This is a genomic window from Aeromonas sp. ASNIH2 (assembly GCF_002934795.1).
GTDB classification, from domain to species: domain Bacteria; phylum Pseudomonadota; class Gammaproteobacteria; order Enterobacterales; family Aeromonadaceae; genus Aeromonas; species Aeromonas caviae.
Window position 1 is genome coordinate 4,295,263 of record NZ_CP026406.1, and the last position, 15,153, is coordinate 4,310,415.

Here is a 15,153-nt window from a genome sequence, read left to right on the forward strand (position 1 = left end):
TCCTCTTTTAGGCTTTTGTCTGGCCGTAATAGGCGTGTTTGCCATGCTTGCGCTGGTAGTGTTTCTCCAGCAGGTAATCGGGCAGGGGGCGGGCCCCCGGGTTGATCTGGCCGGTGAGCCAGGCCATGCGGGCCACCTCTTCCAGCACCACGGCGTTGTGCACTGCATCCTCGGCGCTCTTGCCCCAGCTGAAGGGGCCGTGGTTGGCCACCAGCACCCCCGGCATGGTGAGGATGGGGGTCTGCTTGAGGGTTTCGACGATGAGATGACCGGTCAGCCCCTCGTAATCCTCCTCCACTTCGCCCGGGGTGAGCAGGCGGGAGCAGGGGATCTCGCCGTGGAAGTAGTCGGCCTGGGTGGTGCCGAAAATGGGGATGGGACGCCCCGCCTGGGCCCAGGCGGTGGCATGGGTGGAGTGGGTGTGCACCACGCCGCCAAGCTCCGGATAGGCGCGATAGAGCACCAGGTGGGTGGCGGTGTCGGAGGAGGGGCGAAGGTCCCCCTCCACCTGCTTGCCCGCCAGATCCAGCACCACCATGTCCTCGACCCGCATCCGCTCATAGCTGACGCCGCTTGGCTTTATCACCACCAGATTGCGCTCTCGGTCGATGCCGCTCACGTTGCCCCAGGTGAAGGTCACCAGGCCATGGCGCGGCAGATCCAGATTGGCGGCGAGCACCTGATCCTTGAGGGTCTTGAGGTTCATGCCGGCACCCCCCGGTTGTAGAGCGGTTCGGCGGCGGCGCCCCAGGCGAGGTAGCGCTGGTAGAGGCGTTCATACTCGGCGACCCGCTCGGGGTGTGGCTGGTGGGTGCGCTCCACGGCGCTCGCCATGTGGTGCTGGGCCTTGGCCACATCGGCGTGGATCCCGGCCGCCACGGCGGCAAAGATGGCCGCCCCCAGGGCGCAGCACTGATCCGAGGCCACCACCTGGATAGGCCTGTTCATCACGTCGGCGCAGGTCTGCATCACGGTGGTGGACTTGCGGGCGATGCCGCCAAGGGCGATCACCTGCTCCACCGGCACCTGCTGACTGGTCATGCACTCCATGATGCTGCGGGCACCGAAGGCGGTGGAGGCCACCAGGGCACCGAAGAGATCGGGGGCATCGGTGCCGAGGTTGATCCCCGTGAGGGTGCCCTGCAGGCGCTGGTTGGCATAGGGGGTGCGCCGGCCGTTGAACCAGTCGAGCACCACCGGCAGGTGCGCCAGGTCGCGCTGCTGATCCCAGGCGGCGGCGAGGCTGGGTAACAGGGCCTGCTTGTGGCGCTCGATGGCGGTGCGAAGCTCCGGATACTGGGCGGCGAGGCTGTCCAGGGGCCAGCCGAGCTGGCGCTGATACCAGGCATAGATGTCACCGAACGCGGACTGTCCTGCCTCCAGCCCCACCATGCCCGGCACCACGCTGCCGTCTACCTGGCCGCAGATCCCGGCAATGGCCCGATCACCTATGGTGGCCTCATCTGCGATCAGGATGTCGCAGGTGGAGGTGCCTATCACCTTCACCAGCGCATTGTTGCCGGCCCCGGCTCCCACCGCCCCCATGTGGCAGTCAAAGGCGCCGCCGGCGATCACCACCTCGCAGGAGAGGTGCAGCCGCTCCGCCCACTCCGGGGTCAGAGTGCCGACCGGGAGATCGGCGGTCCAGCTGCCGGTAAAGAGGGGGAAGTCGAGATCCTCCGTCAGCAGGGGATCCAGGGCATTGAGGAAGTCGGCGGGGGGCAGGCCGCCCCAGCTCGGGTGCCAGAGGGACTTGTGGCCGGCGGCACAGCGCCCGCGCTTGAGGGTGGCCGGGGCCTGGGTGCCGCTCAGGACGGCGGGGACCCAGTCACACAGCTCGACCCAGTTGCAGGCGGCGGCGCGCACGGCGGCATCGGCGCGGGAGACGTGCAGGATCTTGGCCCAGAACCACTCGGAGGAGTAAATGCCGCCGATGTAGCGGCTGTAGTCGGGGAACTGGCCGCCGTGGCACAGGGCGGTGATGGCCTCCGCCTCCTCGATGGCGGTGTGATCCTTCCACAGCACGAACATGGCGTTGGGGTTGTCGGCAAACTCCGGACGCAGGGCCAGCACGCGCCCCTCTCTGTCGATGGGGGCGGGGGTGGAGCCGGTGCTGTCCACCCCGATGCCGCGCACGGCGGTGCGCTGACTCGGCGTGAGCTGGCTCACCACCGCCACCACTGCCTGCTCCATGGACTCCAGATAGTCGAGGGGGTGGTGGCGGAACTGGTTGTTGACCGGTTGGCAGTAGTGGCCTGCCTGCCAGCGCGGGTAATAGACGACATGGGTCGCCAGCTCGGCGCCGTCCTGGCAGCGCACGGCGAGTGCCCTGACCGAGTCGCTGCCGAAATCGAGTCCGATGACGATGTGCTCAGACATAAGTGCTCCTGACCATCAATGAGGGGTGACTGGGGGGAACCATAGGAGATGGGCAGGAGGGGCGGTTAGCCATTGGCTGCTGGAAATATGGATTTTAACGCTGTCAGTGCGACAGGGTGACGGCTCTCTAAAATTCAATATGTGACGAAATTGCTAATTATATAGACGAAATGGCTGCAATCTCATGGCGTGATCCTGCTCTCCATTTTTAATTGTGAAAACGATTACAACTTGGTTCGCTCAATCAGCAACAACAATAACGTCCTGTTTAAGCATGTTTTTATATGGCTGCGACTTGATTGACTCAACGAGCAGCACTGCGTGGATACATGGATTGATAGAACCGTTGGAGACATTCGCATGAACAAAATCGTTAAAGGCATGATCGCGATGGGGTTCGCCCTTGGTATGGCAAATTCTGCTTTCTCGGCCGAAGCGCTGAAGCTGGGCTACCTGGTCAAGCAGCCCGAGGAGCCCTGGTTCCAGACCGAGTGGAACTTCGCCGACAAGGCGGGCAAGGAACTGGGCTTCGAGGTGATCAAGATAGCCGTCCCCGACGGGGAGAAGACCCTCAATGCCATCGACAGTCTGGCGGCGAATGGCGCCAAGGGCTTCGTCATCTGTACCCCTGATCCCAAACTCGGTGCCGCCATCATGGCCAAGGCCAACAGCATGGATCTGAAGGTCATCACGGTGGATGACCAGTTCGTCAACGCCAAGGGCCAGCCCATGGAGCAAGTGCCCCTGGTGATGATGGCCGCCACCAAGATTGGCGAGCGTCAGGGTCAGGAGCTCTACAAGGAGATGCAAAAGCGCCAGTGGGACGTAAAGGCGACCGGGGTGCTCGCCATCACCGCCGACGAGCTCGACACCGCCCGTCGCCGGGTCGAGGGCTCCCTAGGCGCGCTCAAGGCCGCCGGTTTCCCCGAGGGCCAGATCTTCCGCGCGCCCACCAAGAGCAACGACATTCCGGGGGCGCTGGATGCCGCCAACTCCATGCTGGTGCAACACCCCGAGGTCAAGAACTGGCTCATCGTCGGCATGAATGACAACACCGTGCTCGGCGGCGTGCGCGCTACCGAAGGGCAGGGCTTCAAGGCGGAGAACGTCATCGGCATCGGTATCAACGGGGTGGATGCGGTGAACGAGCTCTCCAAGTCCAGCGCCACCGGCTTCCTCGGCTCCCTGCTGCCCAGCCCGGACGTACACGGCTACAAGAGCATCCAGATGCTCCATGACTGGGTCGTCAACGGCGCCGAGCCTGCCAAGTTCACCGAGGTGACCGACGTGGTACTCATCACCCGCGACAACTTCAAGGCCGAGCTGCAAAAGAAAGGGCTGTGATCCCCATCCCTTGATACCCATGCCGGCATGGCGGAGTGCGCCGTGCCGGCTGGCTGGAGTCATCTCATGAATCAAGTTCCATATCTGGAGTTTTGCGGCATCAGCAAGGAGTTTCCCGGCGTCAAGGCGCTGCAGAACGTCTCCTTCGCCTGCCAGCAGGGCACGGTACACGCGCTGATGGGAGAGAACGGGGCCGGCAAGTCCACCCTGCTCAAGATCCTGAGCGGTTTTCAGGCGCCCACCCGCGGGGTGGTGAAGCTGGCGGGTCAGGAGAAAGTGTTCCAAAACACGGTCGATGCCCTTGAGAGCGGGATCGCCATCATCTATCAGGAGCTGCACCTGGTCCCTGAAATGAGCGTGGCGGAGAACATCTACCTGGGGCAGTTGCCGACCCGGCGCGGCGTCATCGATCGGGAGAAGCTCTATCAGGATGCGGCCAGGCAGCTGGCACGCCTCGGCATGGACGTCTCCCCCGAGACGCCGCTCAAGTACCTGTCCCTGGGTCAGTGGCAGATGGTGGAGATCGCCAAGGCCCTGACCCGGGACGCCAGCATCATCGCCTTCGACGAGCCGACCAGCAGCCTGTCGTCCCGCGAGATTGAGCAGCTGTTTCGGGTCATCCGCCAGTTGCGGGATGAGGGCAAGGTCATTCTCTACGTCTCCCATCGCATGGACGAGATCTTCGCCCTGTGCGATGCCATCACGGTGTTCAAGGATGGCCAGTTCGTGCGCACCTTCGCCTCCATGGCCGAGGTGGACCGGGATCTGCTGGTCAAGACCATGGTGGGGCGCGAGCTGACCGACATTTATGGCTACAGCCCAAGGCCGCTTGGTGAGACGGGCCTCAAGGTGGAGCACCTGATGGGGCCCGGCCTCAAGGCGCCGGTGTCGCTCGAGGTGAAACGCGGGGAGATCCTCGGCATCTTCGGGCTGGTGGGGGCCGGGCGCAGCGAGCTGATGAAGCTTATCTTCGGCGCCGAGACACCTCGAGGGGGCGAGATAGCGGTGTTTGGCAAACAGGTGGTCATTCAGAGCCCCATCGACGCCATTCGCAGCGGCATCATGCTCTGCACCGAAGACAGGAAGGCGCTTGGCATCATCCCCATCCATTCGGTGCAGGAGAACATCAACATCAGCGCCCGCCGCCACCACGCGTGGGGAGGCTTCTGGATCAACCAGCAGTGGGAAGACGAGAACGCGAGGCTGCGGATCCGCGACATGCGGGTCAAGACCCCGTCTCCCCAGCAGGCCATCATGAACCTCTCCGGCGGCAACCAGCAGAAGGCCATTCTGGGGCGTTGGCTGTCGGAAGACATGAAAGTGATCCTGCTCGATGAACCGACCCGGGGCATCGACGTCGGGGCGAAGAACGAGATTTACAACGTGATTTACGATCTGGCCAAGGTGGGCATTGCCGTGGTGGTGGTCTCGAGCGAGCTGCCGGAGGTGCTGGGCATCGCGGATCGGATCCTGGTCATGCGGGAGGGGGAGATCGCCGGAGAGCTTTCCCATGACGAGGCCAACGAGGTCAAGGCGCTCAATCTGGCCATGCCGGCCCGTTGATCTGCTGACCGCAACGAGATAGCACCCGGAATTTTCAGGAGAAATACCATGACAACAACGACCTCGGTCGGCCAAGCCGCCAACGACACCGCGGCGAGCGGTACCCGCCTGCAACTGACCCGCATCTGGGATCAGTACGGCATGCTGGTGATCTTCGCCATCCTGTTCCTGCTCGCCTGCGTGCTGGTCCCCAACTTCGCAAGCCTTATCAACATGCGGGGGCTCGGGCTTGCCGTCTCCATGTCGGGCATGGTGGCCTGCGGCATGCTGTTCTGCCTCGCCTCCGGCGAGTTCGACATGTCGGTGGGCTCAGTGGTGGCCTGCTCCGGGGTTGCCTGTGCGGTGGGCATCAACGCCACCGAGAGCATCCCCCTCGGCATTCTGGCCGGTCTCTCGGTGGGCCTTGTCTTTGGCCTCATCAACGGTATCGTCGTTGCCAAATTCAAGATCAACGCCCTCATCACCACCCTTGCCACCATGCAGATGGCGCGCGGGGTGGGATACATCATTTCCGACGGCAAGGCAGTGGGCATCGTGGAGGAGGGCTTCTTCGAGCTTGGCAACTCCGCCCTGCTCGGCATCCCGACGCCCATCTGGCTGACGGCGGTCTGCTTCGTGTTGTTCGGTCTGCTGCTCAACAAGACCACCTTCGGGCGCAATACCCTGGCCATGGGGGGTAACGAGGAGGCGGCACGTCTGGCCGGGGTCAACGTGGTGCGCACCAAGATCATCATCTTCACCATGACCGGGCTCATCGCCTCGCTCGCCGGCATCATCCTCGCATCCCGCATGACCTCGGGTCAGCCCATGACCTCCATCGGCTTCGAGCTGGTGGTGATCTCCGCCTGCGTGCTGGGTGGGGTCTCAATGAAGGGGGGGATCGGCAAGATCTCCTACATCATCGCCGGGGTGCTGATCCTGGGGCTGATGGAGAACGCCATGAACCTGCTCAACATCTCCCCGTTTGCCCAGTACGTGGTGCGTGGCCTCATCCTGCTCGCCGCCGTGCTGTTCGACCGCTACAAGCAGGTGCGCAAAGCCCGTATCTGAGCGATGTGTTTCCTCGTCACCGGGCCGGCCTCGCGTCGGCCCGGTGTTTTCCCCGGCAAGCTGTGAGCCAGTTCAACAATTTCACAACGAACAGCTTGCGAACATAGGGGGTTCCTACGCCGGATCTCTACAATGGCCCATGTCGACTTTTTTACCGAAACCCTGTTTTCCGCCATGTCCTCGATGCAAAAAGAGAAGCCGAAACAACTCAATCCCCTGCTGCCTGGCTACGCCTTCGACGTCTTCCTGGTCTCGGGGATGACTCCCATCGAGCAGGGGAGCGCGCTGGATTTCACCATCGACAGGCCCCACGGCATGAAGGGGTTCATCGTCAATCTGACCATCAAGGGCAAGGGACAGATCTTTCAGGGGGACAAGGCCTTCACCGTGGAACCCGGCGACCTGCTGCTCTTTCCACCAGCGGCGGTGCACCATTACGGCCGGGCGCCGGATGCCCGAGAGTGGTATCACCGCTGGGTCTATTTCCGGCCGCGGGCCTATTGGGCTGACTGGCTCAAGTGGCCCCAGGTGACGGAGCAGGTGGGGCGACTGCAACTGGCGGACAACCAGCTGCTCACCGAATTCGACGCCCTCTTCCTCGACATCGAGGAGACCCACAAGCAGCTGCGGCCCATGTCGGAGCAACTGGCCATGAACCTCTTGGAGCGGTTGCTCATCCGCTGCTACGAGGCATCGTCCCAGAATGCCTATCCAGCCATCGATCACCGGGTCCACGAGGCGTGCCAGCTCCTGAGCGAGTCCCTCTCGGCTGAGATCTCGGTGGAAGCGCTGGCGGAGCAGGTGTTCTTGTCCCCCTCGCGCCTCGCGCACCTGTTTCGCGAGCAGGTGGGGGTGAGCATAGTGCGCTGGCGTGAGGATCAGCGCATCATGCGGGCCAAGCTGCTGCTGCAGACCACGCCGCTGTCGGTCGCCACCATAGGCCAGCAGGTGGGCTATGACGATCAGCTCTACTTCTCGCGGGTGTTCCGAAAGCGGGTAGGGGTCAGCCCCACCGAGTACCGCAAGTGCGCCACCCCGCTGTGAGCAGAGCCCAGAGATGACAAAGCCCTCATGACGAGGGCTTTTGTTATCCATGAGGGGCGGATGCGCAATCAGCCCTGACGAGCCTTGAACCTGGGATTGCTCTTGCAGATGACGAACAACTTGCCGCGCCGACGCACGATCTGGCAGTCCGGGTGACGCGACTTGGCGGATTTCAGGGAGGCGAGGACTTTCATTGTTTCTCTTTTCCTTTGCTGAAGAACTGACCGAATCGCTGGCCGAAGCGAGCGACCTGACCTTCCTTGCCGACCTGCTTCTGTTTGCCGGTATAGAAGGGGTGGGACGCGCTGGAGACATCCAGCGTCACATAGGGGTAGGTGTTGCCATCTTCCCACTCTCTGGTGCGATCGGTGGCCAGCGTGGAGCCGATCAGAAAGTAGGTATTGCTGGCGAGATCGCGGAACAGAACCTTGCGGTATTCAGGGTGAATATGGGGGCGCATGATTGCCTCTTTTGTTATGTTATAACAAGAGATGGATAATGCGATGGATGAGAATCAATATCAACTGTTTTTTCCATGATGACAGCGATGGGGGAAAATCGGGGCCGTTCGGCTGCACATCGTCAGCGAGAAGGTGTGAGCGGTGAGGGCCTATGTGCAGCCACCATCTTTACTTTTTAAAAGTACTGTATAAAAATACAGTAAACTATCATGGAGACGTACCTTATGCGCCTGGAAATCATCATCGACAGAAAACACCAGATCCCCACCTCGACCATGGAGGCCTTGCGCCAGGAGCTGCTCAAGCAACTGGGTGAGCGCTTTCCCGATCTGCATGTGCGGGTGGCACCGGGTAGTGCCATGGCTCTGACGGTCAGTCGCGCCAGCAAGGAAGACAAGGAGCTGGCCGAAGCCATGGTGCAGGAGGTGTGGGAAAACGCCGATAGCTGGATGCCGGAAGAAGAGGCTCTGGAGGCCTGAAGATAAGCTCTCAGCGGCAAGCATCGTCGTGATCTGCCAGGGCGCGAGGAGGAACCTCCAGTCGGGTGATGATCCCTGTACCGGCTTTGCCGAACCGCTCTTCAAAACACGCAGCCATGGGCTGCGTGTTGTGTTGATGGGGTAAGCGCATGACCATGAAGGCGAAAGGCGAAAGGCGAAAGGCGAAAGGCGAAAGGCGAAAGGCGAAAGGCGAAAGGCGAAAGGCGAAAGGCGAAAGAGTAATGTCTCTGGCTGCGTTCAGAGTCCCGCCCAACGCTTGAGGCTGTCGACCTGCACCCGTTGGGTGGCCTGTGCGATGTCGCCATTGGCACGTAGTGCCTTGAGGGCGGTGGGGAGCGCCGCGCGTACCTCGTCCGCCGTCATGCCCGGTTGCAATGCCGGGTGGTAGGCAAGCCTGAGCAACACGTAATCGAGCCCGGTCAGAAAGCTGTCGATGCTGCTGTCATTGAAGATGGAGGGGAACACCTTGTCCGAGTCGTTGGGCAGCCCCATCACCTGGCTCAACTCTTCCACTACGCAATCCAGAAAACGGCCCTTTGCCCGGCTGTAATCCACCGGAATGATGATGGTGGCACGGGTGATCTCGTAGCGAGCGTTGGTGGCGAAATTGGCCAGGCAAATCCCCTCCTTGAGGGCGATGCGCACCGACTCGTCCTGGCGCATGGTGCGCGCAGCCCAGCTCGCCATCTGTTTGTGCCGGGTCATGATGAGGGTGAGATTGGGGTTGTCGCTGACAATCTCGATGGGGTGACCGGTGATCCTGCTCAGGTGACGGGTCTGTACCTTGACGACCTCGGCCTGCAGCGGCTTGTCGCCGAATTCGTTGACGAGCTTGAGACGAACAGGGCCCGGCCAGCGGGAGAAGTGCTCCTGTTGTTCATGGCCATACTCCCGTTTCATGGCGATTTCCATGAAGCTCTGGACAAGGTAGTCATCACGCTGCCAGCGTTCGGTGGCCGACAACGGCAGTGAGAAGAGCCAGAGCATCAGCCCCGGGAGCAACCAGTGCCCATGGCGAACGGGCTGGAGAGGTGTGTGCCATGGGCGCATCTTGCCTCCTTGCAAGGGGATCAGCGGGCGGTACGCTCGATATCACGCCAGGTGAGCCAGAGCCTGAGATCGAACTCCAGTTGATGATAGTCCGGTTCCATGTGCTGGCAGAGCTGGTAGAAAGCCTTGTTGTGATCCTTCTCCTTCAGGTGGGCCAGCTCATGCACCACTATCATCTTGAGAAAGGCGGGATGGGCCTCCTTGAACAGGGCGGCGATACGGATCTCGTTCTTGGCCTTGAGCTTGCTGCCTTGCACCCGGCTGACATAGGTGTGCAGTCCCAGGGCATCCTTGATCACGTTGATCTTGCCGTCGAAGATCACCTTGGAAAGCGGCGCGGAGCTTTTCAGGTAGCGGTTCTTCAGCTCCATGGTATAGGCGAGCAGCGCCTTGTCGCTCTGGACGAGGTGGGTTTGCGGGTAGCGTTTGGCCAGCATCTCGCCGAGTTTGCCCGCCGCAATCAACTGCTGTACCTGAGCCTTGAGTGGCTCCGGATAGCCCCCCAGATAAGTCAGCTCCGCCATGATTCTTTCCTCTGCCGCGAAAAAGAGCGCCATTGTAGTCAGGATGGGGCGCCTTGAACATGGTCGGCCCCCTCTTTATGACGGCAACGAAAAGGGGCCATCACCAGGATGGCCCCTTCTGTGTGCCTGATTAGCGGCGCCGGTACAGGCCCGGATCCACCTCTTCATACTGGTCTGTCAGATACTGGTAGAAGGCAAGGTGGGAGGGGGAGGTCGGAGTCTTGAGCTCCTGTGCCACCCGCTCCGGTTTGGCGATGATGAATTTGGGGTGTTGGCGCTGGATGTCAGCCAGCACCCGCTCGCGCACATCGTAGGGCGGGTTGACGTTGGCAAAGAACAGATAGGCGGAGGCCGGCTGGCGATCGGTCCAGAGGTAGTATTGCGGCTGGATGCCATCGACCCAGATCTTGTCGGTGGGGGTCGTCTCGGCCAGGATACGATCGACCCTGACCTGGGCGGGTGGATTGAACGGCCTGCCCTTGAGATTGCCTTCCCAGGCGTTGTTGACCAGCAGTACCAGCATGGCCAGCGAGGCGAGCCAGGGGGTGGCGCTTCGCACGTCCCAGGCGCGCCAGAGCGGGACCAGAATGAGCACGGGCAAGGCCCACAGCAGGCTGTTGCCGAGCACCTCGCGCACCCGCTCCAGAGACCACTCCTTGGTGCTCCAGCCGTAACCGAGCTGCTGGGCCAGCAACCAGCTGGCGGTCAGCACCACCAGGGAGATGCAAAGTAGCCCCAGGGCATCGGATCGCTGCTCGCTTCTGTCCAGCAGGCAGGCGAGCGGCAGCAGGCCAAGCTGCAGATAGAGCACATCATAGTGATCGAACACATGGCCGGAGACCGAGTTGGCGATCAGGGTGAACAGCACCCCCAGCAGGGTGGCGCACAGCGCGGGGAGATACCACTCCTGGCGGCGCCCGAGCATCAGGACGAGGAAGGCGGGCAGCAGCATGATGAGGCCGGTGCGCAGCAGACCGACGGCGCCCACCTCAGGAGAGAAGCCGTTGCCGTAGCTCCCTTCAAAGAAGATGCCGAAGGCGTAGTATTTGAACTCTGCCAGCACGTCGTGGTGCTGGAAGTAGGCATAGAGCGGGCCGCCGACGAGAGCCAGTCCAAGCAGGCTGGAAAAGAGCAGGGCAAAGGCGCAGCGCCACTGCTCGCGCAGGCACCAGTGACAGAAGAGCACCAGATACCAGGCCCCCCAGAAGGCGCCGTTGTTGGTGCGCATCCAGGCCACGATGGCGAAGGTGAGTGCGGCGACCAGGGCCGGTCCCCAGCTGAATCGCTTGTCCAGCAGCAAGGTGATGAAAGCCCACTGGGCGATGAGGGCCAGATGGAATGTCCAGTCCTCTGTCATGTTGCCGTAGTAGTAGCGAGTGCTGTAGAGCGCCAGCAGGGCCAGCATGCTGCCAAGTCGCGCCCGCACCGAGAGCCCGAGCTGCGAAAAAGCCTGCCAGCTCGCCATGAGGCCCAGCCAGCAGAGCACCCACTCCAGCAGCCAGATCCCGAAGAAGCCACCAAGGCCATAGCCCAGTGCATCGAGGGCGAAGACCATGGGACCCTTGATGTCGATCATGTCCCGATAGAGTACGCCCCCCTCGCTCCACATCTTGCCCATCACCGCAAACAGGGAGGCATCAAATCCCGGGGCCATGCCGTGGAACAGCGGATTGCGCAGACAGAACAGCAGAGCCATCAGGGCGGTGAGCAAGATAACCGACGGCCTGATCCCGGGATTGTGGCGGTGCGGGGTAAAGCGGATGGCATGATTCATGGGTGACCTGTTCCTGCGGGAAAGACTGAAAAAGCGGGCTTATCTTGCCGAGCCGGGCTGCACGATGCAATGGAAGAAGTGTAGGCACCTGAAATAATTCGTAAAAGTATCGTTTTCACGCCTCTGGCTGCAGTGGCAGGCCCCATCACAAGACAGGGCTGGCGCAGTCGGGCGTCACAGCCTGAGGTTGCATGGTAGGGGGACCTGCGCCTGGGAGTGGATCAGGATTCCCCTATGCGGGGGAAAGGCGGCACCGACCCGGGATGGGCCGGTGTCAGATTCACTGGCCGTGATACTCCACCAGGGCCGGCAGGGGGCTGAGCCCCGGCAGGTGACGTGCCCAGCGCAGGAAGGCATCCGCCAGGGTGATGCCGAGCTCCTGATTGTGCTGGGTCAGGGTGCGGGCAAGGGCCGTGTAGCCCTCCTTGCCGGAGGCGGTATAGGCACTGGAGACCCCGCGATAGATGGCATCCGGCTCGACGTGCTGCCACTGACCCGGGCTGACTTCCCATTCCAGGCGAGTGATCCTCTCCCCTTTGGGTCTGTCGGCCTGATAGCAGAAGCGCACCCCGGCGGTATAGGGGAAGCTGCCGCTGCCATTGCCCGTCCCCCCGTTGTTGGTGGCGTTGTCGATGGCCCCCTCCAGCGCCTCGGCCAGTTCATGGCCGTGCACCCGGTAGAGGGTAAGGGGAATGGCAAAGGGCAGCAGGCGTCCGGCAACGTCTGCTTCGGTCAGGGGACCGGGCTCGAGGGAGCAGCGCACGCCCCCGGCATTGTGCAGGGCAAAGTCCACCTGACCCACCTGTTCGCGGGCACTGGCCAGCATGGCACTCGCTACCAGGGGGGCGACCTGGCTGCCGGCGGGCAGGCTGGCATCGGGCAGGCGCTGGTGATGGAGCGGATCAGCGAGCCGGGTCACCACGCGCCGGGTCATGGTTTCGAGCTCGGGGCGATAGCGTTTGGTCAGATGCTGCTCGAGCTCGGGGGCCGGTTCGCAGAAGTGCAGCCCCGCAGGAGGCGGGGAAGCAAAGGGCCAGGGATCCCAGGGTAACCACTCCAGCTGGCCGCGGCTTTGGCACACGCGTCCCTGCTCGTCGAAGGTGAGTTCGCACACCCCGAGACAGAGGGCGCTGTGGGCGGCGTGCAGGATGGCCACCCCGTTCACCATGAGGGGATAGTTGCCTTCGCTGTCGAGCCCGAGCGGCGCCAGATCCCCCAGCAGGCTGTGGGTGTGCCCGCCGACGATGAGGCTGAGCTCGGGGAAGCGGGTCGCCAGTCGCTTGTCCTGCGCCAGACCCAGGTGGCTGAGCAGGATGATGTGCTGGATGCCGGCGGCCTTGATCTCGCCGAGGGCGCGGCTCAAGGTCTCTTCGATACCGTGGAAACGGGTGTGGGGATCGGGGCTCGCGATGGCGGCCATCTGCGGCAGCGTGATGCCAAGCAGGGCGAAGGGCACGTCGTCGATGACGCGCTTGTGCCAGGGGCGGCTCGCGTCAAACAGCTGCGGCAGCCCCTGCAGCCGCAGCGGGGCATTGGCGGGCTCCTGACGGTTGTCGATGTTGGCGGCGAGCACCGGGAAATCGAGCTGGCGCAAAAACTCCACCAGCGGCCCGTTGCCCAGATCGAATTCGTGGTTGCCGATCACCATGGCATCCGGTCGCAAGAGGGCCAGCAGGTCCGCATTGGCCCGCCCTTTGAAGCGGTTGAAGTAAAGTGACCCCTGGAAGGTATCGCCGCCATGCAGCAGCAGGCAGGTCTGGCCGGCTGCCTCGGCCTGTTGGCGCAGGGCGGTGAGCCGGGTCAGGATGCGGCCATAGCCGCCGCACTGGGTGCGCCATTCGGACTCGCCATCGGGGGAGAAGCGCATGGGGGCGCCATCGAAATGGGAGTGGCAGTCGCTGAAGTGGGCAAGTTGAACCGTCATACTCAAGGCTCGGTCCTCCTTAGGAAAAAAGAGCACCGAGTCTACTGCATGGGGTGGGGGGGATACCAGCCCGGCGGCAGCCGGGCCGGTGAAGAGTCAGGCGGGAACCATGATCTGGGTGGCGAGGATCACCACCAGCAGGCCGACGGCCACCGGCAGCGAGGTACGTTTGACCACCTCGAACGGAGAGAGATTGCCCATCCCCGCACAGGCTACCACCACCCCGGAGACCGGCGAGATGGTGCGGCCGAGGTTGGATGCCTGCAGCATGGGGATCACCAGATAGGCCGGGTTGACGCCGAGGCTGGTGGCCAAATGGGGGATGAGCTCCACGAAGGCGTAGAAGGGGGCGTTGCCGGAACCCGTGGTGAAGGCCGCCAGGGTGGTGATGACCACCAGCACCAGCATGATGACGATGCCGCCGGTACCGAAGCTCTGGGCCAGATCAAGGAGGTTGGCGATGAAACCAAGCCCCATCAGACCCTGGGCAAAGACCCCGGCACCCACCAGCAGCATCACCACGCCGGCGAAGGCGTCGGCCATGTTGCGCCAGCACACCTGCAGCCCGTCCAGCAGCTCGCGGCCGTTGCGCTTGCGCACCAGCTCCAGCAGGGCGGCCAGCACCAGGCAGATGACGATGATGGTGACGATGTCGAGCTTGGGCCCCAGTTTGCCGTCAAACAGCAGCACACCGATGATGGGGGTGAAGGGGAGGATGGCGTAGAAGCCGGGGGCGTCAGTGACGAGATCGCTCGGGGCGACCGCGGCGTTGTGCTCCCCGGCCTTCTGATCCAGATAACGTTGCCAGAAGAAGTGGGTCACCGCCATGGCGGCGATGGCCACCAGGGAAATGGGCAGGGTCAGCTTGAAGGCAAACTCGATGAGCTCCATGTTCGCGGCCTGGGCTGCCATCACCACGTCCCCCGAGGTGGGGGAGAGGATGATGGCGGCCGGCGAGGCGCACACCGCCGCCGCCGCGCCACGTGAGATCCCCATGTTGACCATCAGCGGGAAGAGGGTGGCCATCAGCAGAACCCCGAGGCCGGTTGCGGAGCTCACCGCCAGCGACATGGCGCAGGCGACCAGATAGGCGGCCACCAGCAGGATGTAGGGGGACTTGATGACACCGAGGGGCTTGCTCGCGAGCTTCACCAGTATGGTGTTGGCACCGATGTGGCTCATGTAGCCAGCAAAGCCGCACAGCACCATGATGAGCATGCCGAGGCCACCCCCCCTGTCGACCAGCAGGAAGCGCACGTATTCGAAGATGTCGGTGGCCATGTGGCCGGTGGAGGGGACGCTCGCCGGCAGCACCGCCTTGCCCATCAGGGCGGTGATCGCCAGCAGCAGCAGGCCGCCGCTGAGCAGTACCCCGGTGGCGGAGTAGCCCTTGAAGATGTAGCGACCCACGGCCAGGGTGACCAGGGTGCCGATCAGGAGTTCTATCATAAAACCTTCCCAAGAGTTGAAGTGAGGGGGTGGCCTGCCAGGGCTCACCAGAGGGTTGCGCTGGACTATCCGGTATCGGCCAACAAAAACA

Annotated in this window: 14 protein-coding genes; 5 read left to right on the forward strand and 9 right to left on the reverse strand. The window is 62.8% G+C overall.

The window, feature by feature from the left end; translation table 11 throughout:
* Positions 1-7 precede the first annotated feature (7 nt).
* Together C3F36_RS20505 and C3F36_RS20510 are read right to left on the reverse strand one after the other, a co-directional pair.
* Positions 8-706, reverse strand: a complete 699-nt coding sequence (locus tag C3F36_RS20505; RefSeq protein ID WP_010674473.1) for an L-ribulose-5-phosphate 4-epimerase — start codon at positions 704-706, stop codon at positions 8-10.
* Positions 703-2,379, reverse strand: coding sequence for a ribulokinase (locus C3F36_RS20510; RefSeq protein ID WP_010674474.1), 1,677 nt, complete (start codon positions 2,377-2,379; stop codon positions 703-705). The genes C3F36_RS20505 and C3F36_RS20510 overlap by 4 nt, the downstream gene beginning before the upstream one ends.
* Before the next feature lie 360 nt (positions 2,380-2,739).
* Here C3F36_RS20510 and C3F36_RS20515 point away from each other — a divergent pair, with 360 nt between their 5' ends.
* The 4 genes from C3F36_RS20515 (at position 2,740) to araC (ending at position 7,380) form a co-directional block, all read left to right on the forward strand.
* A complete protein-coding gene (locus tag C3F36_RS20515; protein ID WP_010674475.1) occupies positions 2,740-3,723 on the forward strand; it encodes an arabinose ABC transporter substrate-binding protein in 984 nt (327 codons plus the stop codon).
* A 66-nt stretch (positions 3,724-3,789) separates the two neighbouring features.
* Positions 3,790-5,286 carry an L-arabinose ABC transporter ATP-binding protein AraG gene (gene araG, locus C3F36_RS20520; protein ID WP_104455820.1) on the forward strand — a complete coding sequence of 499 codons (1,497 nt, stop codon included), beginning with the start codon at positions 3,790-3,792 and terminating at the stop codon, positions 5,284-5,286.
* A gap of 48 nt (positions 5,287-5,334) precedes the next feature.
* Entirely contained in the window at positions 5,335-6,336 is a 1,002-nt protein-coding gene (gene araH / locus C3F36_RS20525) for an L-arabinose ABC transporter permease AraH (RefSeq protein WP_010674477.1), read from the forward strand.
* Positions 6,337-6,468: 132 nt separating this feature from the next.
* Positions 6,469-7,380, forward strand: coding sequence for an arabinose operon transcriptional regulator AraC (araC, locus tag C3F36_RS20530; protein WP_104455821.1), 912 nt, complete (start codon positions 6,469-6,471; stop codon positions 7,378-7,380).
* 68 nt (positions 7,381-7,448) lie between these two features.
* Here araC and ykgO read toward each other — a convergent pair whose 3' ends face one another.
* Positions 7,449-7,574: a type B 50S ribosomal protein L36 gene (ykgO, locus tag C3F36_RS20535; protein ID WP_010674479.1), complete on the reverse strand. Its 126-nt coding sequence runs from the start codon at positions 7,572-7,574 to the stop codon at positions 7,449-7,451.
* Positions 7,571-7,840, reverse strand: coding sequence for a type B 50S ribosomal protein L31 (locus tag C3F36_RS20540; RefSeq protein ID WP_010674480.1), 270 nt, complete (start codon positions 7,838-7,840; stop codon positions 7,571-7,573). The genes ykgO and C3F36_RS20540 overlap by 4 nt, the downstream gene beginning before the upstream one ends.
* A gap of 225 nt (positions 7,841-8,065) precedes the next feature.
* On the opposite strand from C3F36_RS20540, the gene C3F36_RS20545 reads away from it, so the two are divergent.
* Positions 8,066-8,320, forward strand: coding sequence for a DinI family protein (locus C3F36_RS20545; protein WP_010674481.1), 255 nt, complete (start codon positions 8,066-8,068; stop codon positions 8,318-8,320).
* 258 nt (positions 8,321-8,578) lie between these two features.
* On the opposite strand, the gene C3F36_RS20550 is transcribed toward C3F36_RS20545, so the two are convergent.
* The 5 genes from C3F36_RS20550 to dcuC all read right to left on the reverse strand — a co-directional run bounded on the left by C3F36_RS20550 (position 8,579) and on the right by dcuC (position 15,062).
* The gene (locus C3F36_RS20550; protein WP_223952833.1) at positions 8,579-9,391 is read right to left on the reverse strand and encodes a DUF2927 domain-containing protein; all 813 of its coding nucleotides are present in this window, start codon (positions 9,389-9,391) and stop codon (positions 8,579-8,581) included.
* Between the two features lie 20 nt (positions 9,392-9,411).
* The gene (locus tag C3F36_RS20555; protein ID WP_010674483.1) at positions 9,412-9,915 is read right to left on the reverse strand and encodes a M48 family metallopeptidase; all 504 of its coding nucleotides are present in this window, start codon (positions 9,913-9,915) and stop codon (positions 9,412-9,414) included.
* Between the two features lie 130 nt (positions 9,916-10,045).
* Entirely contained in the window at positions 10,046-11,689 is a 1,644-nt protein-coding gene (locus C3F36_RS20560; RefSeq protein WP_104455822.1) for a hypothetical protein, read from the reverse strand.
* 280 nt (positions 11,690-11,969) lie between these two features.
* On the reverse strand, positions 11,970-13,619 hold the full coding sequence (locus C3F36_RS20565) for a bifunctional metallophosphatase/5'-nucleotidase (protein WP_104455823.1): 1,650 nt from the start codon (positions 13,617-13,619) through the stop codon (positions 11,970-11,972).
* A 90-nt stretch (positions 13,620-13,709) separates the two neighbouring features.
* The gene (dcuC, locus tag C3F36_RS20570; RefSeq protein ID WP_010674486.1) at positions 13,710-15,062 is read right to left on the reverse strand and encodes an anaerobic C4-dicarboxylate transporter DcuC; all 1,353 of its coding nucleotides are present in this window, start codon (positions 15,060-15,062) and stop codon (positions 13,710-13,712) included.
* Positions 15,063-15,153 lie beyond the last annotated feature (91 nt).